The 17369-nt window shown below is 68.3% G+C and carries 17 protein-coding genes; 8 read left to right on the forward strand and 9 right to left on the reverse strand.

Annotated elements, in window-relative coordinates; all coding sequences use genetic code 11:
• Positions 1 to 7: 7 nt before the first annotated feature.
• Complete coding sequence (locus CGU34_RS07910) at positions 8 to 1180, reverse strand: acyltransferase family protein (RefSeq protein ID WP_100813934.1); 1173 nt, start codon at positions 1178 to 1180, stop codon at positions 8 to 10.
• Positions 1181 to 1261: 81 nt separating this feature from the next.
• On the opposite strand from CGU34_RS07910, the gene CGU34_RS07915 reads away from it, so the two are divergent.
• From CGU34_RS07915 to CGU34_RS07925, 3 genes are all read left to right on the forward strand, one after another.
• A complete protein-coding gene (locus CGU34_RS07915; RefSeq protein ID WP_100813935.1) occupies positions 1262 to 2149 on the forward strand; it encodes an alpha/beta fold hydrolase in 888 nt (295 codons plus the stop codon).
• Positions 2150 to 2479: 330 nt separating this feature from the next.
• Positions 2480 to 3655, forward strand: coding sequence for an LLM class flavin-dependent oxidoreductase (locus CGU34_RS07920; RefSeq protein WP_081766337.1), 1176 nt, complete (start codon positions 2480 to 2482; stop codon positions 3653 to 3655).
• A gap of 1 nt (position 3656) precedes the next feature.
• The gene (locus tag CGU34_RS07925) at positions 3657 to 4301 is read left to right on the forward strand and encodes an FMN reductase (RefSeq protein WP_100813807.1); all 645 of its coding nucleotides are present in this window, start codon (positions 3657 to 3659) and stop codon (positions 4299 to 4301) included.
• Positions 4302 to 4455: 154 nt separating this feature from the next.
• Here the strand turns inward: CGU34_RS07925 and CGU34_RS07930 are convergent, their stop codons facing one another.
• On the reverse strand, positions 4456 to 4881 hold the full coding sequence (locus CGU34_RS07930) for a DedA family protein (RefSeq protein ID WP_232711597.1): 426 nt from the start codon (positions 4879 to 4881) through the stop codon (positions 4456 to 4458).
• Positions 4833 to 5054 carry a hypothetical protein gene (locus CGU34_RS17370; protein ID WP_232711598.1) on the reverse strand — a complete coding sequence of 74 codons (222 nt, stop codon included), beginning with the start codon at positions 5052 to 5054 and terminating at the stop codon, positions 4833 to 4835. The genes CGU34_RS07930 and CGU34_RS17370 overlap by 49 nt, the downstream gene beginning before the upstream one ends.
• A 189-nt stretch (positions 5055 to 5243) precedes the next feature.
• Here CGU34_RS17370 and CGU34_RS07935 point away from each other — a divergent pair, with 189 nt between their 5' ends.
• Positions 5244 to 7379, forward strand: a complete 2136-nt coding sequence (locus CGU34_RS07935) for a GDSL-type esterase/lipase family protein (protein WP_198517721.1) — start codon at positions 5244 to 5246, stop codon at positions 7377 to 7379.
• Here the strand turns inward: CGU34_RS07935 and CGU34_RS07940 are convergent.
• Complete coding sequence (locus tag CGU34_RS07940) at positions 7263 to 8003, reverse strand: response regulator (protein WP_232711599.1); 741 nt, start codon at positions 8001 to 8003, stop codon at positions 7263 to 7265. The two genes, CGU34_RS07935 and CGU34_RS07940, sit on opposite strands and share 117 nt — an antisense overlap.
• Entirely contained in the window at positions 8000 to 9280 is a 1281-nt protein-coding gene (locus CGU34_RS07945; RefSeq protein ID WP_232711600.1) for a sensor histidine kinase, read from the reverse strand. The genes CGU34_RS07940 and CGU34_RS07945 overlap by 4 nt, the downstream gene beginning before the upstream one ends.
• A 215-nt stretch (positions 9281 to 9495) precedes the next feature.
• On the opposite strand from CGU34_RS07945, the gene CGU34_RS07950 reads away from it, so the two are divergent.
• Complete coding sequence (locus tag CGU34_RS07950; RefSeq protein ID WP_036296978.1) at positions 9496 to 10944, forward strand: cation:dicarboxylate symporter family transporter; 1449 nt, start codon at positions 9496 to 9498, stop codon at positions 10942 to 10944.
• A gap of 68 nt (positions 10945 to 11012) precedes the next feature.
• On the opposite strand, the gene CGU34_RS07955 is transcribed toward CGU34_RS07950, so the two are convergent.
• Positions 11013 to 11975: a helix-turn-helix domain-containing protein gene (locus CGU34_RS07955; RefSeq protein WP_157811257.1), complete on the reverse strand. Its 963-nt coding sequence runs from the start codon at positions 11973 to 11975 to the stop codon at positions 11013 to 11015.
• Positions 11976 to 12173: 198 nt separating this feature from the next.
• Here CGU34_RS07955 and CGU34_RS07960 point away from each other — a divergent pair, with 198 nt between their 5' ends.
• Complete coding sequence (locus CGU34_RS07960; RefSeq protein ID WP_036297084.1) at positions 12174 to 12869, forward strand: alpha/beta hydrolase; 696 nt, start codon at positions 12174 to 12176, stop codon at positions 12867 to 12869.
• An 18-nt stretch (positions 12870 to 12887) separates the two neighbouring features.
• Here CGU34_RS07960 and CGU34_RS16950 read toward each other — a convergent pair whose 3' ends face one another.
• The 3 genes from CGU34_RS16950 to CGU34_RS07970 are packed head-to-tail and all read right to left on the reverse strand — an operon-like array spanning position 12888 to position 13499.
• The gene (locus CGU34_RS16950; protein WP_157811258.1) at positions 12888 to 13052 is read right to left on the reverse strand and encodes a hypothetical protein; all 165 of its coding nucleotides are present in this window, start codon (positions 13050 to 13052) and stop codon (positions 12888 to 12890) included.
• A gap of 2 nt (positions 13053 to 13054) precedes the next feature.
• Positions 13055 to 13300: a hypothetical protein gene (locus CGU34_RS07965; RefSeq protein ID WP_036296992.1), complete on the reverse strand. Its 246-nt coding sequence runs from the start codon at positions 13298 to 13300 to the stop codon at positions 13055 to 13057.
• 13 nt (positions 13301 to 13313) lie between these two features.
• Positions 13314 to 13499, reverse strand: a complete 186-nt coding sequence (locus CGU34_RS07970) for a DUF5302 domain-containing protein (protein ID WP_036296995.1) — start codon at positions 13497 to 13499, stop codon at positions 13314 to 13316.
• A 311-nt stretch (positions 13500 to 13810) separates the two neighbouring features.
• On the opposite strand from CGU34_RS07970, the gene CGU34_RS07975 reads away from it, so the two are divergent.
• Together CGU34_RS07975 and CGU34_RS07980 are read left to right on the forward strand one after the other, a co-directional pair.
• Entirely contained in the window at positions 13811 to 16087 is a 2277-nt protein-coding gene (locus CGU34_RS07975; protein WP_100813808.1) for a polyribonucleotide nucleotidyltransferase, read from the forward strand.
• Between the two features lie 216 nt (positions 16088 to 16303).
• On the forward strand, positions 16304 to 17326 hold the full coding sequence (locus CGU34_RS07980; protein WP_100813809.1) for an aldo/keto reductase: 1023 nt from the start codon (positions 16304 to 16306) through the stop codon (positions 17324 to 17326).
• Positions 17327 to 17369 lie beyond the last annotated feature (43 nt).

Here is a 17369-nt window from a genome sequence, read left to right on the forward strand (position 1 = left end):
GCGATCGCTAGGGCGATTCGCGCGGTGCCGGCCGTCGCGAGCCCGTGGGGTCGGAGCGTCGTCCCTCGCGCTTCGCGAGTCCGGGATCCGAGAACAACCAACCGGGTCGCGGCTCGACCAGAGGCCGGAAGATTCGCCGCACCGGGCTGGTCGCGAGACCCAGGGCGATGAGGATCGACATGACCACGACGATCGGGAGCCACAGCCACGTCGGTTCGAGGTTGCGGAGAACCCCCGACTCACGGAAGGGGTAGAGCACGAACGAGTGCAGCAGGTAGACGTACATCGTGTACTGCCCGAAGTGCGTCCACCACGTGTTCCGGCGCGGTACGAGCACGAGGAATGCCGCGCTTAGGATGAGCGCCACCGCCATGAGCGCCAGTCGCACACCGCCGGCCCACCACTGCGTTCCGCCGAGATCGGCGTAGGCGTCGTCATAGAACAGCCAGGTGCGGAGGTTCATCTGCTCCCACGCGTCGACGTAGAACCAGGCCACGAATGCAGCGACCGCGAGTGCCGCGATGGCGGCGACCACGACGAGCGGCGAGCGTGAACGCAGCAGTCGCAGTCGGTCGACGATGTCGTGCTCGCGCAACCACCAGCCGAGCGTGAAGAAGGGCAGGAGCCCGAGCGTGCGGGACAGCGAGAACGTCGAATCGATGTTGGGCAGGTACCCGGCGCCGATCGAGATGAGCACGGTCCAGAGGAGCGGCCAGCGCAGCAGAGCCAAGTAGGGCAGAACGAGTCGGAAGATCCCCAGGGCCAGCAAGAACCACAGCGTCCACGACGGCTGACTGAGGTTGGGCGTGCCGTCGCCTTCGACGATCCACTTCGTCAACGTCCAGAGGCCCTCGAAGATCACGTAGGGGAGCAGGATGTCGGTGATGACCCGTGCCATCTGCCGATGCGATGGGGTTCCGGCCTTCGAGAAGTATCCCGAGATGATGGCGAACGCGGGCATGTGGAACGCGTAGACGACCAGGTACAGTGCCAGCGCGATGTCGGAGTCGTACGTCAGGCGTTGCACGGAGTGGCCGAGAACGACGAGCACGATGCAGGCGAACCGCGCGTTGTCCCAGAAGGGGACGCGCTTCGAGGCGCCCGATGTGCGGGGCCTGGCGGTCGCGCCGGTGCTGGCGCCACCGTCGGCGCCGGAGGGGCGTGGAGTCGCGTCGCTCATGGGCGTGCCCACACTATCGTGGCGGGGCGCACCCACGGCGGGGGTTGCGTCCCGGTATTCTCGCGTCGAGGTGAGGTGTTCATGACCGTGATCGACGATGCACCCGGCCGGGATCGGGCGATCCCCGACCTCGATTGGCGCGTGTTCCCGGACGGTACGGTTCGTGATGTTCTCGAGGCGCCGAGCGGGTCGCTCGCCCGGGTGCGGCTCGGGCCGGACGATGGTCCCCGGGTTCTTCTCTTCCCCGGCGTGACGGGGTCGAAAGAGGACTTCGTCCTGATGTTCCCCCTCTTTGCGGCGGCGGGCTACCGGGTCGAGTCGCTCGACCTCGCGGGTCAGTACGAGTCGTGGCAGGCGGGGCCGTCGAATCTGCGCCCGCCCCGCAGCCGGTACGACTACCGGCTCTTTGCGGACGACATGATCGCTGCGCTCGAGGATGGCGCGGTGCCCGTGCACGTCCTGGGGTACAGCTTCGCGGGTCTCGTCGCCCAGCAGGTGCTCGTCGAGCGTCCCGACCTGTTCGCGAGCCTGACGCTGCTGTCGACCCCGCCCGGTTCGGGACAGGTGTTCCGCGGCGTCAAGCGCATCGGTCGCTGGAGCGCCGGGGCATCCCCGCGCACGGGTGCGGCACTGCTGATGTGGGGCATCCGCAACAACCTCAATCGGGTGCCGCCGCGGCGGATCGCCTTTGTGCGCGAGCGGTTCGCCCTCACGCGGCGCGACAGCGTCAACGACATCGTCGGACTCATGATGACGACGCCGGATGTGGCGGCGGATGTCGCCGCCCTGCCCATCCCGAAGCTCGTGGCGGTAGGAGAACACGATCTCTGGCCGAGTGTCGAGTACGCCGACTATGCGCGCGCGATCGGCGCGGAACTGCGCCTCTATCCGACGGGCCACAGCCCGTGCGAGACAACGCCGCACCAGCTCACCCGCGACATGCTCGCGATGTTCGACACCGCCCGCTGACACCGCCCCCCGGCATCCACTTCGCCGAGACACCTCTTGTGCGGCGAAACACCCTGTGGCGTGAGGTGTTTCGGCGCGGATGGGGTGCTTCGGTGGAGGGGGGACGGACGAACTGGCGGGCGGATGCGGCAGGGCGGGCGGATGCGGCGGGACCCCCGACATCCGTGCCGCCGCGTTCGCGACACCGCGGGAATAACCTGGACGTACACGCGTTACACGAGATACATTCACTTGAATAAATGCGTGAGCGAGATCCCAGACCGAGATCCCGAACGCAGAGGGAGAAGGATCGTGGACGACAACACCACAACACCTGCCGTCGGACAGGCCGTGCAGTTCGGCATCTTCACGGTGAGCGACATCACCGAAGACCCGACCACGGGACAGACGCCGAGCGAGGCGGAGAAGATCCGCAACACCATCGCCATCGCCAAGCACGCGGAAGAGGTCGGTCTCGACGTCTTCGCCCTCGGCGAGCACCACAACCCGCCGTTCTGGTCGTCGTCCCCGACGACCACGCTCGGCTACATCGCCGCGCAGACCGAGCGGCTGCTGCTCTCGACCGCGACGACGCTCATCACCACGAACGACCCGGTGAAGATCGCCGAGGACTACGCGATGCTGCAGCACCTCGCCGGCGGTCGCGTCGACCTGACCCTCGGGCGCGGCAACACCGGGCCCGTCTATCCCTGGTTCGGTCAGGACATTCGTCAGGGAGTCCCGCTGGCGATCGAGAACTACGCGTTGCTGCACAAGCTGTGGCGCGAGGACGTCGTTGACTGGGAGGGTCGCTTCCGCACACCCCTGCAGGGCTTCACCTCGACGCCGCGTCCGCTCGATGACGTGCCCCCGTTCGTCTGGCACGGGTCGATCCGCACCCCCGAGATCGCTGAGCAGGCCGCCTATTACGGCGACGGATTCTTCGCGAACAACATCTTCTGGCCCGCGGAGCACTACCAGCGCCTGATCGGGCTCTACCGTCAGCGGTTCGAGCACTACGGGCACGGCACCGCCGCGCAGGCGATCGTCGGCCTCGGCGGCCAGGTGTTCATGCGCGCCAACTCGCAGGACGCCGTACGTGAGTTCCGTCCCTACTTCGACAACGCGCCCGTCTACGGACACGGCCCGAGCCTCGAGGACTTCTCGGAGATGACCCCGCTCACCGTCGGGTCCCCTCAGCAGGTCATCGACCGTTACGCGGGCATGCGCGACCTGTTCGGCGACTACCAGCGTCAGTTGTTCCTCATCGATCACGCGGGACTCCCGGTGAAGACGGTGCTCGAGCAGCTCGACATCCTGGGCGGCGAGGTCGTTCCGGTGCTCCGCAAGGAGCTCGCGAAGAACCGCCCCGCCGAGGTGCCGAACGCACCGACCCACGCCGCTCGAGTCGCGCTCGCCGCGGCCGGTGGTCTGCCGGTCGCGGGCGGAAAGCTCGCCGCGCAGAAGTCCGAGCCGGTCGCGTCGGGATCGTCCTTCGGCGCAGCGGCGATGCGCCGGGGAGCCTGAGATGACCGCCCGGCGGATCGCGGTCGTGACCGCGGGACTGTCGAACCCTTCGACCACGCGCCTGCTCGGTGACCGGCTCGCCTCGGCGACGGTCCGCGAGCTCGCGGCGCGGGGGATCGAGGCCACGGTCGACGCGATCGAGCTGCGCGATTATGCGCACGACATCACGAACAACCTGCTGACGGGGTTCGCCCCGCCGGCGCTCGAGGCGGCCATCAACACGGTGGTCTCGTCAGACGCGCTGATCGCGGTGACGCCGATCTTCTCGACCAGTTACTCGGGCCTGTTCAAGTCGTTCATCGATGTGCTCGACCCCGACGCGCTGACCGGAAAGCCCGTGCTGATCGGGGCGAACGCGGGAACCCCGCGCCATTCGCTCGCAATCGACTACGCCATCCGTCCCCTGTTCGCGTACCTGCACGCGGACGCCATTTCGACGGGCGTGTTCGCTGCCTCGAGCGACTGGGGAGCCCAGGGCGACGGGGTCGCCTCGCTCGGCGACCGCATCGACAAGGCCGCACGCGAGCTGGCAGACACGATCGCCCGCCGCGACACCGCGGAGTCGACAGACCCGTTCGACCCCGCCAACTACCTCGGCGAGGGCCGCTCGTTCGGTCACCTCCTCGGCGGTCTCGCGGGGGAGTAGCCACCTAACCTCGGCCGACGCTCGCCGAGTCCGCCGTTTATCGCCGAGTCCGCCCCTTGCGCCCCGTGTGCAGGGGGCGGACTCGCGTGTACCCGGCGATCTCGGCGGCGTGCACCCGCATGAACGGAGCGGATGCCCCGGGGCCCGGCCCGCGTCACGCCCCGGGTGTGCGGCGCCACCGCGCGGCGAGCGCGGCGTCGAGCGCCACGCCGAGCAGTAGTGCCACCGCGATGGAGGCGAGGATGGCCAGCACCGGCGCGTCCGGCAACAGCGTTGCCACGACCGTTCCGACGAGGGCCTGATAACAGGCCCAGCCGAGCGCGGCCAGCGCCGCGAGCGGAAGATATCGCGGCGCGGTCACCCCGCTCGCGCCGGCCGTGAGGTTCACGGCGAGGCGCGCGAACGGGATGAAGCGCGCGGTGAAGACGATCGCGGCCGTGCTGCGCGCGAGACGGGCCCGCGCCCACGAGAACGCGCCGGCGATGCGGGGCCGACGCATCCATGCCCACCGTTCCAGCCCCACGCGCCGGCCTACGAGATAGCAGACCGTGTCGCCCAGAAAGGCGGCCAGCGCGGCCACGGCGATGATCCCCAGCAGCCTCGGCTCTCCGGTGACGAGACGCTGAGCGCGGCCAGTGCCGTCACGGCGGTCTCGCCCGGGATCACGACCAGAAACGCGTCACCCAGCACGAGTCCGAACATCGCGACCAGTGCCCAGGGGCTCGCGGCGATCGTCGAGAGAACGTCGGACATCACAACCCTTGGGTAGCAAGCTCGCGTGAACGCCGTGCGAACGAGCGTTTCGGCGGGTCGCGGCCGATCCCGGGGTGCGGCGACGCCCGGGCATCCGTTCGGTGACGCGGATGCGTGCGCTCGATGAACTCTCGGTGTTCGGGGCTGTTTCGGCACGCCGTGCACCCGCGGGCGCTTCACCCTGGACATGTGAGAGTCGCCCTGCTGGCGGAATCCGCCCTGCCCCACATGAACGGCGTGACCGGTTCGGTCGCGCAGGTGCTGCGGCACCTTCGCCGCGAGGGGCACGAGACGCTCGTGATCGCCCCGCATCCGGGTGGAACGGCACGGGGTTCGCGAAAGATGCTGCCGGACTTCACCGACGCGCGGACGGAGCTGCTCCGCTCCGTCCCATTGCCGTCGTACCCCGATGTGCGCGTCGTGTTCGCGCGGACGGCGTACCTCACGCGCCTGCTGCGGGATTTCGCCCCGGACGTCGTCCACCTGGCTTCGCCGTTCGTTCTCGGCTCCCAGGGGGTCGCGGCCGCAGATGCGCTGCGAGTGCCCTCCGTCGCCATCTATCAGACGGATGTCATCGCGTATGCCGAGAAGTACGGTGTCGTCGGCGCCGCGCCCCTCGTCGCGCGTCACGTCGCACGACTGCACCGCCGTGCGACCCTCACGCTCGCGCCGTCGTCGGCGGCGATCGCGCAGCTCGAGGCGCTCGGCATCGACCGACTGCGGCCCTGGGGACGCGGTGTCGACGCCGAACGGTTCACTCCGAGCCGCCGCAGCGAGGCGTGGCGTCGGAGCATCGCCCCCGGCGAGATCCTCGTGGGGTATGCGGGACGCCTCGCGGCGGAGAAGCAGGTAGAGGATCTGCGGGCGCTCACGGATCTGCCGGGCGTTCGACTCGTCGTCATCGGTGACGGTCCCGACCGTGCGCGCCTGCAGGCCGCACTTCCGACCGCGGTCTTCACGGGATTCCTCGACGGCCTGGAGCTCGCGGAGGCCCTCGCGAGCCTCGATGTCTTCGTGCACCCGGGCGAGAGCGAGACCTTCTGTCAGACAGTGCAAGAGGCTCACGCGAGCGGTATCCCGGTGGTCGCCACCGGTCGGGGCGGCCCCGTCGACCTTGTCCGCAGCAGCATCGACGGCTGGTTGTACCAACCCGGCGATCTGCGCGATCTGCGGGCCCGCGTCGCCGACCTGACCGGCGACGAAGCCAAGCGCCGCTCGTTCGGCCTTGCCGCGCGGGAGGGAGTGCGCCACCGCACCTGGGAGGCGCTCTGTCGCGACCTCGTCGACCGCTACGCAGAGGCACGGGTTCTCCGTCCGATCGATGACGCCCTCCTCGCCCGCGGCATCACGCGGCCCGAGCTGCCGCCCACCCCGACCGCCCCCTCGGCGGCGGCTCCTGGCTGGCGGCGGTACGTCGCTCTCGGCGACTCGATCACCGAGGGTCTCTGCGACGTGTCGCGGGCCCCGTCCGGTCAGTACCGCGGGTGGGCCGACCGCCTGGCCCTGATGTTGTCGTCTGCGGGCCCCAAGCGCGGATCGTTCCGCTACGCCAATCTCGCGATCCGCAGTAGTCGGATCCGTGATGTCGTGTCGCGCCAGCTCCCGGCGGCCCTGGATCTGCGCCCGGACCTCGTCTCGGTGCTGATCGGTGCGAACGACCTGGTCAAGCAGGGCGCGAATCCGGCGCGTCTGTCTGCCGAGGTCGAACAGGTCGTTCGGACGCTGCGCGCGACCGGCGCGGATGTACTGCTCGCGACCCCGTTCTTGCCGCACCGCCGCGCCGCCCGGATTTTCGCCCGCCGGTTCGCGCGCTACAACTCCGAGCTGCGTCGCATCGCCCGCGAAACGGGATCGCTGCTGCTCGACGTCGAAGCACTCCCCAGCGTGTCTCAGCTCGACCTCTGGGCCGAGGACGGCGTGCATCTGCGCTCGGCCGGCCATCGCCTGCTCGCTTACCGCGCGGCAGACGTGCTCGGAATCCCCGACGCCGAACAGCTCGGCCTGCTGGAAGCCGCGTTGCACGCGGACGAGTCGGCTGACGAGGATGCCTCGGGTCCGACACGACCGTGGTTGACCGCGCATGCCCTCCCGGGGTGTGGCGCCGACTGCGCGGCAAGACCGCCGGCGACGGGCTCTCGGCCAAGCACGCCGACTATGTCGTGCTGCCGGGTCGCTCTCGCCGCCGGACGCCGACGACCTGAGGCTTCTTCAGCCCCGCCAGGCGTACTCGGTTTCGGGGCGTCCGGGTGTGCCCCAGCGCGAGCTGCGTTCGGCTCGCCCCACGTCAGCGAGGTGCTCGAGGTACCGGCGTGCCGCGACCCGTGAGAGACCGAGCGCCGCGCCCGCCTCGGCGGCGGAGAGCGGTCCGTTCTCGCGGAGCGCCGCGGTGACACGGTCGAGCGTGTCAGAGGCGAGCCCCTTCGGCGGTGCCGAGGCGGTCGGCGGGTGCAGGGCGCCGAGCAGCGCGTCGACTTCGGCCTGGGTTGCCTGACCGGATGCTTCACGCGAACGTCGTCGAAACTCCGCGTACTGTTCCAGGCGTTCGCGGAACATCCCGAATGTGAAGGGCTTGATGAGATATTGAGCCACTCCGAGCGCGAGGGCCGTCCGGACGACCTCGGCATCCCGCACCCCCGTGATCGCGATGATGTCGATGGGCGCGCCTCGGGCACGGATGAGACGTGCGAGGTCGAGCCCGTGTCCGTCGGGCATGGTCATATCGAGCAGCACGAGGTCGATCCGGGCCCCGACCTCTGCCTCGAACACCGCGGCGACCGCCGCCCGTGCACCCGCGCACTCGGCGACGACCTGGAAGCCCTCGACTTTGTCGACGTACGCGCGGTGCATTTCGCGGGTCAGCCGCTCATCGTCGACGATGAGCACCCCGATCGAATCCGTGGTTGCCGCACGCGCGGTGGCGGGGTCATCCGTCATGGGGCCATCCGTCATGTTGTCCTCCCCGGCAGGACGACCCGGAATGTCGTGGGGGAGTCGTTCACGGTGATCTCGCCCCCGCTGGCGGCCACGATATCGCGCACGAGGGCGAGTCCGACCCCGCGCCCCGACGGCCCCGCGGGTTTGGTGCTGAAGCCGCGGTCGAACATCCGGGCGCTCACCTCGGCCGAAATGGGTGGCCCGCTGTCGCTCACACTCACGGCTACCGCCGTGCCGGCGGGTCGGATGCGCACCCGAACCCACCGTGGTTCGTCGCCCGCAGCGGCGGCATCGATCGCGTTGTCGATCAGATTCCCGACGACCGAGACCGCGTCGACGGGACCGAGCACGGATCGTGGTGCGCCTGGGTCGATGTCGACGTTCCATCCGACACCGAGCTCCGACGCCTGTGATGCCTTGCCGAGCAGTAGCGCCTCGACGGCAGGTTCGCCGGCACGGAGCGGAGTCATCCGATCGACGAGTTCTTGGCTCTCGCGCGTCCGTTCGGTCAGCAGCTCGATCGCCTCGGCGGCGCGGCCCAGTTCGATCAGGGCGACCGCCGTGTGCATCCGATTGCCGTGCTCGTGGGCCTGCGCCCGGAGAGCCTCCCCGAGGGTCCGCACCGATTCGTAGGAAGACACCGCGTCACGCACCGCGCTCGCGGGAAGGTCGCCCGCCACGCGCCGCGTCAGTCGTCGCGCCAGCCACGCGGCCACGGTGCCGATCACGACGAGCGCGGCCGTCAGAGCCAGAATCGCGGGGATGCGTCCCCAGAGCTGCCCGGCGACGCTCTGAACGGTCACCCCGGCCGCGACCAGGCCGACGACACGATCGCCCGAGAGAACGGGCACGACGGCGCGGACGGAGGGACCGAGCGTTCCCGTGAATTCTTCGAGGACGACCCCGCCCGCCGAGGCCTCGGCAATCGTGCCGAGGTAGGGCAGACCGATCTGAGCGGGATCGGGATGCGTCAGCCGAATACCCGCGGGCGTCATGATGGTGACGAAGTCGATCGGGGTCTCGCTCGTGATCTCGAGAGCGATCGGTTGCAGCACGTCCGTGGCATCCGCCCCTCCGGCCGCCACCGCATCCGCGACCGCGGGATCGGCCGCAACGGAGCGAGCGACGGCGAGAGTCAAGGTTTCGGCCTCCCGCCGCTCATCCACCAGGGCGACGACGACCAGGGCAACCCCGACAACCGACGCGATCGCGACGACGGCCCCCACGAAGACGAAGAAGACGCGCGACGCGGCGCTCGGTGCGCGGCGAGCGTTCTTCGGCGTGCGGGACACGACGTCTCCTCTTCATCGATGTCAACGTCCGTGTGACATCTCTGTCCGTGGAGTCCCATCCTGCCGCGCCGTCGCCGATTGCCGTGCACCTCTCGTGCGACCAATACGACCGCAACCCCTTCCGGCATCCGGAGCGGGCCCACAGTACTGGCAGGGATCGCCACGACACACCGCGATGGCGATCACGAACAACGACGGTTCACCAGGAGGCAAAGATGACTCAAGGCATCCCCAAGACGGGATCATTCACTCTCCCGCGTTTCAACGGGCGCAGGGGCAAGCGGGCCTGGGACAGGCACACATGGCTCTACGTCGCCGTGATCATCGCCGTGGTACTCGGGGCCAGCATCGGCCTGATCTGGCCGGAGTTCGCCGTCGCGCTCGAGCCGATCGGCAAGGGCTTCGTGTCGCTCATCAAGATGATGATCGCGCCGATCATCTTCTGCACGATCGTCGTGGGCGTCGGCTCGATCGCCAAGGCCGCGACCGTCGGCAAGATCGGCGGGATGGCGCTGCTGTACTTCATGATCATGACGACCTTCGCGCTGGCCATCGGCCTCGTCGTCGGCAACATCATCCACCCAGGTGAGGGCTTGAACATGACGAACTCCACCTACGACGCTGACACGAGCGAGGCGAAGACGACGCAGGAGTTCATCCTCGGCATCATCCCCACCACCTTCTTCTCGGCCTTCACGGGGGAGAGCGTGCTGCAGGTGCTGTTCATCGCCCTTCTTGTCGGGTTCGCGCTGCAGAAGATGGGCAAAAAGGGCGAGCCCATCATGTTCGCGGTCAAGAACCTGCAGGCACTCGTCTTCCGCATCCTCGGCATGATCCTCTGGCTGGCACCGCTGGGCGCCTTCGGGGCGATCGCGGCCGTCGTCGGCAAGACCGGCTTCGCGGCCATCCTGAGCCTCGGCGTCCTGATGATCGCGTTCTACATCACCTGCGCGCTCTTCATCGTCGGGATACTCGGCACGCTGCTGTACGTCGTCGCCCGGGTCAATCTGTTCAGCCTCATGAAGTACCTCGGCCGCGAGTACCTGCTGATCGTCGGCACGTCGTCGTCCGAGTCCGCGCTCCCGCGCCTCATCGCGAAGATGGAGCACCTGGGTGTCTCGAAGCCGGTCGTCGGCATCACGGTGCCCACGGGCTATTCCTTCAACCTCGACGGCACGGCCATCTACCTCACGATGGCTTCGCTCTTCATCGCCGCGGGCATGGGTATGCCGATGTCGATCCCCGAGCAGATCGGGCTGCTGCTGTTCATGGTCATCGCGTCCAAGGGCGCCGCGGGCGTCACGGGTGCCGGGCTCGCAACCCTCGCCGGGGGGCTCCAGGCCTACCGCCCCGACCTGGTCGACGGCGTCGGCGTGATTGTCGGAATCGACCGGTTCATGTCAGAGGGCCGTGCCGTCACGAACTTCACCGGCAACGCCGTGGCGACCGTGCTGATCGGCACCTGGGTCAAGGAGTTCGACGCGGCGCGAGCGCGCCACGTACTTGCCGGTGACCTCCCGTTCGATGAGAGCTCGCTGACGGGAACCGATCACGATGGGATGTCGGACGCACCGGATGCCGTGGGCGTCGCGGGTCTCGAAGAGGCGGCCAGCGCGGAGGACGAGCGGCTCGAGGGTCGGAAGGCCCGAGCCGGCGCGCACTGACCCAGCCGTGTCCAAGGGCCCCCGAGACCGTCCAGGTCGACGGGGCCCTTGTGCGTTCTCGGCGCCCCTCAGGGGCGAAATGATCCTGGCGTCGCGTCGAACCGGTCCCGGAAAACATGATGAAAGTGCGCGATGTCGCGGAAGCCGGACGCCGCCGCAACTACCTCCACGGATCGCTCCCGCCATGCGGGGGAGCGCAGCAGCTCTCGGGCCGCATCGAGTCGGGCGCCGAGCAGCCACCCGCGGAATGTCTCGCCCGACGCGCGGAAGTCGTTCTGGATCGTCCGCACCGAGACGTTCACCGAGCGGGCGAACTCGTGCACGTCGAAGTCCGGATCATTGATCCGAGAGGATGCGGCACGCTTGCCGGACTCGAGTCGGGAAAGCGCATCCGTCTCGACATCAACGCCGGTGAGGGCGCCGCGCAGCATGGCAACGACCGCGCGAGTCATGGCGGCCGCGGCATCCCATCGTCCCGCGTCGAACTCCGTTGTCAGCAGAGCGCATTGCGCGCCCAGGCGCGCGCCCGCACCCGAAGCCGAGAGACGCCGGTTCAGGTCGGCTACCGCACGGCCGCTCGGTTCGACGCCGGCGAACGTGCGCGGGACGCGCAAAGAATAGAGACGGAATCGCCGCCGTGGATCGAACTCGAGGGCGAACGGTGCCGAGTTGTCGAGCAGGATCGGCGCTCCGGCGGGCATCCGCCATCTTTCGCCGAGGTGATCGAGCCGCGATGACGAATCCGGCGAGACGTTGACGAACAGCGCATCGTCGGGCACACGGGCGAGCGAGGCCGCATCGCGACGCGCCTCGTGGCCGGGCGCACGCATGCGCGACAGAATCGCTCCGTCCCAGTCATACGCGAGTACGTCGGCGTCGAACGACCCCGAGGACGGGCGCTCGGGACGGATGCCGAGGTACACATCGCACAGCGCGTCGCGGAAGCTCTGGAACCGGTCGGACTCGCGTTGGTCCGCCGTGGTCGCCGCAAGGACTGGAACGGGCTCGTCGTGCACAGAGATTGCGTTCATCGCCATCGACTTTCGTTCCGCGCCAGTGCGTGTTCGGACGCGTCGACCTATCTTCGTCCGTAGACGCGTGAGCCTCAAGCGGGCGCTGCCCGAACAGCGCCCGCTTGTACCCGCACTGCGCGTCCGCACAATCCTGACTGCACGATCCCGACCGGACGATCCCGACCGCACGATCCGACGATGAAGACGGAGTTCCCGATGACCGATCGCCCCACACTTCTGCTCGTCCACGGCGCCTGGCACGGCTCGTGGGCCTGGGTGCCCCTGCAGGCCGAACTCGAGTCGCGGGGATGGGATGTCCGCACCGTCGATCTGCCGACGGTGCATGCCGACGACCCGCGAGAGCTGCACATGACGGATGACGCGGACGCCATCGCGGCGGCGATCGACGCCATCCCGGGTCCGGTGGCGGTCGTCGCTCACTCGTACGGGGGCGTCCCGACGACGCAGGGCGCGACATCCGATTCCGTCGTCCACATCGTCTACATCGCCGCGTTCGTGCTGGACGAGGGCGAGTCATTGCTCGGCGCCGTCGGGGGAGTGGCACCGTCGTGGTGGGTCGTCGACGGTCCGCTGGCAACGGCGGGGACCGAGGCAGAGCCCGCGACCGGCCTCTTTTTCGCGGACGTCGACGAGGTGGCCGCTGCGGACGCCGTCGGTCGACTCAAGCCGCAGAGCTCCATCGCCTTCAGCGAGACCGTGACGACCGTGGCGTGGCGCGATAAGCCCACGACCTATGTCATCACCGAGCAGGACGCGATCTTCCCGCTGCCCGCGCAGGAGGCGCTCGCGGCGCGGTCGGGCTCGACCGCCGTCCGGATGGACACCAGCCACTCGCCGTTCTTGTCGAAGCCGGCCGATTTGGCCGACATCATCGAGAACGCGCTCGGCTGAGCGGGCGATGGGTCGGGGTCAGCCCTCGATGCCCTGCTCGTACTGTTCGAGCTCGAGTTCAATCTGACGGCGCAGTTCGGCCGTCTGGAAAGCGTTGAGATCCCCGGATTCGTCACCCGGTGCGTCGCTCATGGCTACCGCGTCGCGATCCTCTGCCGCGGGGTTCTCTCGTCGATCGGACATCGTCACTCCTCGCCGTACGGGGGTAGGTCATTGGCGCTGACCTCGGTGGCGAGTGCGGCATCCGCCTCGCCTCCGAGATCGGCGTCCAGGTCATCGTCGTCGACCGCATCCGCGGTGTCGGCGGGGGCCTCGGGGTCGATCGCGTGCGTCGCGTGGACCACCGTTTCGGGGTCGACGGAATTCGAGAGCGCCGCGTCGCGGGCCGCCGCGTCTGCGTCAATCTCTTCGAAAGTGGGCTCGAAGACCATCGGGTGCTCCTTCTCAGCCGCTCTTGCGTCGGAACTCGCGCTTGACCGAGGCCGGACCCTGCGTCGCGTGAACGGCCGAATCACCGTTCAGGTGGGCCTCGCCCTCGCGATGCTTGGCGTTCTTCTTCTCGAGCGCTTCCTTGAACTTGCGCTTGACATCGTCGGATGCCGCGGTGGGCGTCACGTCTTCAGTGCTCATCCGGCAAGCCTACGCGGGCAGCCCGAAGGCGGCGACTGGTAGGGTGAAATGTGATGACGTGGCATTCGTCGTGTCATCAGACAATTTCATACGCATCGCGAACCGCGGTGCACCTGGAGCAGGCCGGCAGAAAGCTGGTCCCCTGTGGTGGTCTCCTCGTCGCGAGTGCGCCGGGTGGATTTCTACTGGTGGCCAGCGCAGGCTAGATCGCGTATTGCGCGCCGCGCGCCCATATCTGCCTGTTCCTGCTTCTTCGCACACACTCGTGCGCCATACGGGCGCGCGAGTCGAAACAAAGAAGGAGAGACCTCTTGGAAGGTCCTGAAATCACATCCGCCGAGGCCGTTCTCGATAACGGCCGCTTCGGCACCCGCACCATCCGCTTCGAGACCGGCCGCCTCGCGCAGCAGGCTCAGGGCGCCGTTGCCGCTTACCTCGACAACGAGACCATGCTCCTCTCGGCCACCAGCGCCGGAAAGCACCCCCGCGAGGGCTTCGACTTCTTCCCCCTGACGGTGGATGTCGAAGAGCGCTCGTACGCCGCCGGCAAGATCCCCGGCTCGTTCTTCCGCCGCGAGGGCCGCCCCTCCACCGAGGCCATCCTCGTCTGCCGTCTGATCGACCGGCCGCTGCGCCCGTCGTTCGTCGACGGCCTGCGCAACGAAGTCCAGATCGTCATCACGGTGCTCTCGATCGCGCCGGGTGAGTTCTACGACGCGCTCGCGATCAACGCGGCGTCGGCGTCCACCCAGATCTCGGGCCTGCCCTTCTCCGGACCGATCGCCGGCGTTCGCCTCGCGCTCATCCCGGGTCACGGCGAGCACGCCGACCAGTGGGTCGCGTTCCCGACCGTCACGCAGCTCGAAGAGGCCGTCTTCGACCTCATCGTCGCGGGACGCGTTCTGCCCGACGGAGAGGTCGCGATCATGATGGTCGAGGCCGAGGCCACCGAGGGTTCCTGGAACCTCATCAAGGGCGGCGCCGTCAAGCCGAACGAGGCCGTCGTGGCCGAGGGCCTCGAGGCCGCCAAGCCGTTCCTGCGCGAGCTCGTCTCCGCACAGCAGACGCTGGCGAACACGGCTGCCAAGGAGATCGCGAACTACCCGGTCTTCCTGCCCTACAGCCAAGAGACCTACGACTTCGTCGCACACCGCGCGTACGACCCGCTCGTCGGCATCTACCAGATCGCTGACAAGGTCGAGCGTCAGACCGCTGATGACGAGCTCAAGGACCGGGTCAAGGGCGAGCTGCTCGCGGCCGTCGAGTCCGGCGAGCTGCAGGCCGTCGCGACCCTCGAGTTCTCGGCCGCGTACAAGTCCGTCACCAAGAAGATCGTCCGTGGACGCATCCTCGCCGACGGCGTCCGCATCGATGGCCGCGGACTGGCAGACATCCGTGCGCTCGACGCACAGGTCGACGTCATCCCGCGCGTGCACGGCTCGGCGATCTTCCAGCGCGGCGAGACCCAGATCCTGGGTGTCACCACGCTGAACATGCTCAAGATGGAGCAGCAGATCGACTCGCTGTCGCCCGTCACGCACAAGCGCTACATGCACCACTACAACTTCCCGCCGTACTCGACCGGTGAGACCGGCCGTGTGGGAAGCCCGAAGCGTCGCGAGATCGGGCACGGCTTCCTGGCCGAGCGCGCCCTCGTTCCGGTTCTGCCGTCGCGTGAAGAGTTCCCGTACGCCATCCGTCAGGTCTCCGAGGCGCTCTCCTCGAACGGCTCGACGTCGATGGGCTCCGTCTGCGCCTCGACCCTGTCGCTGCTGAACGCCGGTGTGCCCCTTCGGGCTCCCGTCGCCGGTATCGCCATGGGTCTTGTCTCGGACGAGGTCGATGGACAGACGCGCTACGCCGCCCTGACCGACATCCTCGGCGCCGAAGACGCCCTCGGCGACATGGACTTCAAGGTCGCCGGTACGAGCGAATTCGTCACGGCGATCCAGCTCGACACCAAGCTCGACGGCATCCCGACCTCGGTTCTGACCGCGGCGCTGCAGCAGGCACGGGATGCGCGTCTCGCCATCCTCGACCTGATCAACGCCACGATCGACGCTCCCGACGAGATGGCGCCCACCGCGCCGCGCGTCATCAGCGTGCAGATCCCGGTCGACAAGATCGGCGAGCTCATCGGCCCCAAGGGCAAGACGATCAACTCCATCCAGGACGAGACCGGCGCCCAGATCTCGATCGAAGAAGACGGAACCGTCTACATCGGTGCCGTCGACGGTCCGTCGGCCGAGGCCGCTCGCGCGCAGGTCAACGCGATCGCCAACCCGACCAACCCCGAGGTCGGCGAGCAGTTCCTCGGAACCGTCGTCAAGATCGCGACGTTCGGTGCGTTCATCTCGCTCCTGCCCGGCAAGGACGGACTGCTGCATGTCAGCGAGGTCCGCAAGCTCGCCGGTGGCAAGCGTGTCGAGAACGTCGAAGACGTGCTCGGTGTCGGTCAGAAGATCCTCGTGAAGATCACGAAGATCGATGACCGCGGCAAGCTGTCGCTCGAGCCGGTCGTCGAAGAGTCGGCCGACCAGGCTGCAGACCAGGGTGCCGCCGAAAGCGCACCCGAGGTTGCTGTCTGATCTGACCTGATCGGATTGCGGAGCCCCCTCACCCCTCGCGGGTGCGGGGGCTCCGTCGTCTGTCGTGACCAAAGCGTTATGGGTAGTTCATAGGTTCGTCACCGGATCGCGCGCCACGGTCGGTGGGCTGCCCTACTCTCGAAGAAAGCGTCGGGGGGCGCGACATAAGGCAAGAAGTCGCGACTCGTGGCACGTAGCGCGCGAGGGGGTGGGAGCATGAGTTTCTTCGGTATCGGTGCCGATGTGTCGACGGGGCAGGCTTCCCCGCCCGCTCCGCACCCGTCGTCACCCATCCCGGTTCTCGGCCCGAGCATCGGCCACGGCATGCGCGTCACGCTCGGCGAAACCGGGCTCGAAATCTTTCCGCTCATGCTCGGTGGTGCGGAGTTCGGTTGGAACATCGACCTGTCGACCAGCCACCGGATCATCGACCGCTATGTCGAGCTCGGCGGTAACGCCCTGCACACGGCGGACTCGTTCTCGGCGGGGCGCAGCGAGCACATCATCGGCCAGTGGCTGGCGTCTCGACAGGCGCGGGATGACATGGTTGTGGCCGTCAGGGTCGGAGCACACCCCGACAACCCGGGTCTCGGCCCCGTCAACCTGGTGCGTGCCGTCGAGGCATCCCTCGTCCGGCTGGGCACGGACCACATCGACGTTCTGTATCTCGACGGTGCCGACACATCCGTCCCGCTGGAAGAGACCCTCGCGACCGCTGAGTGGCTGATCGGGTCGGGCAAAGTACGGCACCTCGGCGCCGCAGCATTCACGCCCGAGCGTCTCGTCGAGGCGCGGATTCTCGCCTCGGCCGGTTACCCCCGCTTCACGGTTCTCGATGCGCACTACAACGTCGTGCACCGGTCCGCCTTCGAGGGCGACCTGCGGCTCGTCGCCGGTGCGCAGGGAATCGCGGTCACCCCCTCGCACCCGCTTGCGCACGGCTTCCTATCGGGGCGTCACCGCAGTCGTGACCGAGTCGGCCTGTCGGCACGCGGTATGCAGGTAGCGGCATATCTCAATCGCCGCGGCCAGAAGGTGCTCAAGGCGCTGGATGCGATCGCGCTCGAGCTCTCGGTGCCCGACGCCGCCGTCGCGGTCGGCTGGTTGCTCGCGCAACGCACCGTCGTTGCGCCGATCGTGAACGCCTATGCGCCCGAGCACGTCGAAGAACTGACGCAGGGTGTGGGTGTGCAGCTGAGCCGCGCGCACCTGGGCGAGCTGTCCCGCGCGGCACAGTGACGCTCGCGGGAGGGCGCGGTCGGGCCGCGCCGAGATCGTTTCG

This window comes from Microbacterium lacus (assembly GCF_002812805.1).
Classification (GTDB): Bacteria; Actinomycetota; Actinomycetes; order Actinomycetales; family Microbacteriaceae; genus Microbacterium; species Microbacterium lacus_A.

Excerpts from the sequence above, each read along its gene's own strand:
- CGU34_RS07950 (WP_036296978.1), top strand. The coding sequence starts at position 9,496 with ATGACTCAAGGCATCCCCAAGACGGGATCATTCACTCTCCCGCGTTTC.
- CGU34_RS07965 (WP_036296992.1), bottom strand. The coding sequence starts at position 13,300 with ATGGTCTTCGAGCCCACTTTCGAAGAGATTGACGCAGACGCGGCGGCC.
- CGU34_RS17370 (WP_232711598.1), bottom strand. The coding sequence starts at position 5,054 with ATGTCCGACGTTCTCTCGACGATCGCCGCGAGCCCCTGGGCACTGGTC.
- CGU34_RS07960 (WP_036297084.1), top strand. The coding sequence starts at position 12,174 with ATGACCGATCGCCCCACACTTCTGCTCGTCCACGGCGCCTGGCACGGC.
- CGU34_RS07925 (WP_100813807.1), top strand. The coding sequence starts at position 3,657 with ATGACCGCCCGGCGGATCGCGGTCGTGACCGCGGGACTGTCGAACCCT.
- CGU34_RS07980 (WP_100813809.1), top strand. The coding sequence starts at position 16,304 with ATGAGTTTCTTCGGTATCGGTGCCGATGTGTCGACGGGGCAGGCTTCC.
- CGU34_RS07915 (WP_100813935.1), top strand. The coding sequence starts at position 1,262 with ATGACCGTGATCGACGATGCACCCGGCCGGGATCGGGCGATCCCCGAC.
- CGU34_RS07940 (WP_232711599.1), bottom strand. The coding sequence starts at position 8,003 with ATGACGGATGGCCCCATGACGGATGACCCCGCCACCGCGCGTGCGGCA.
- CGU34_RS16950 (WP_157811258.1), bottom strand. The coding sequence starts at position 13,052 with ATGTCCGATCGACGAGAGAACCCCGCGGCAGAGGATCGCGACGCGGTA.
- CGU34_RS07970 (WP_036296995.1), bottom strand. The coding sequence starts at position 13,499 with ATGAGCACTGAAGACGTGACGCCCACCGCGGCATCCGACGATGTCAAG.
- CGU34_RS07910 (WP_100813934.1), bottom strand. The coding sequence starts at position 1,180 with ATGAGCGACGCGACTCCACGCCCCTCCGGCGCCGACGGTGGCGCCAGC.
- CGU34_RS07955 (WP_157811257.1), bottom strand. The coding sequence starts at position 11,975 with ATGAACGCAATCTCTGTGCACGACGAGCCCGTTCCAGTCCTTGCGGCG.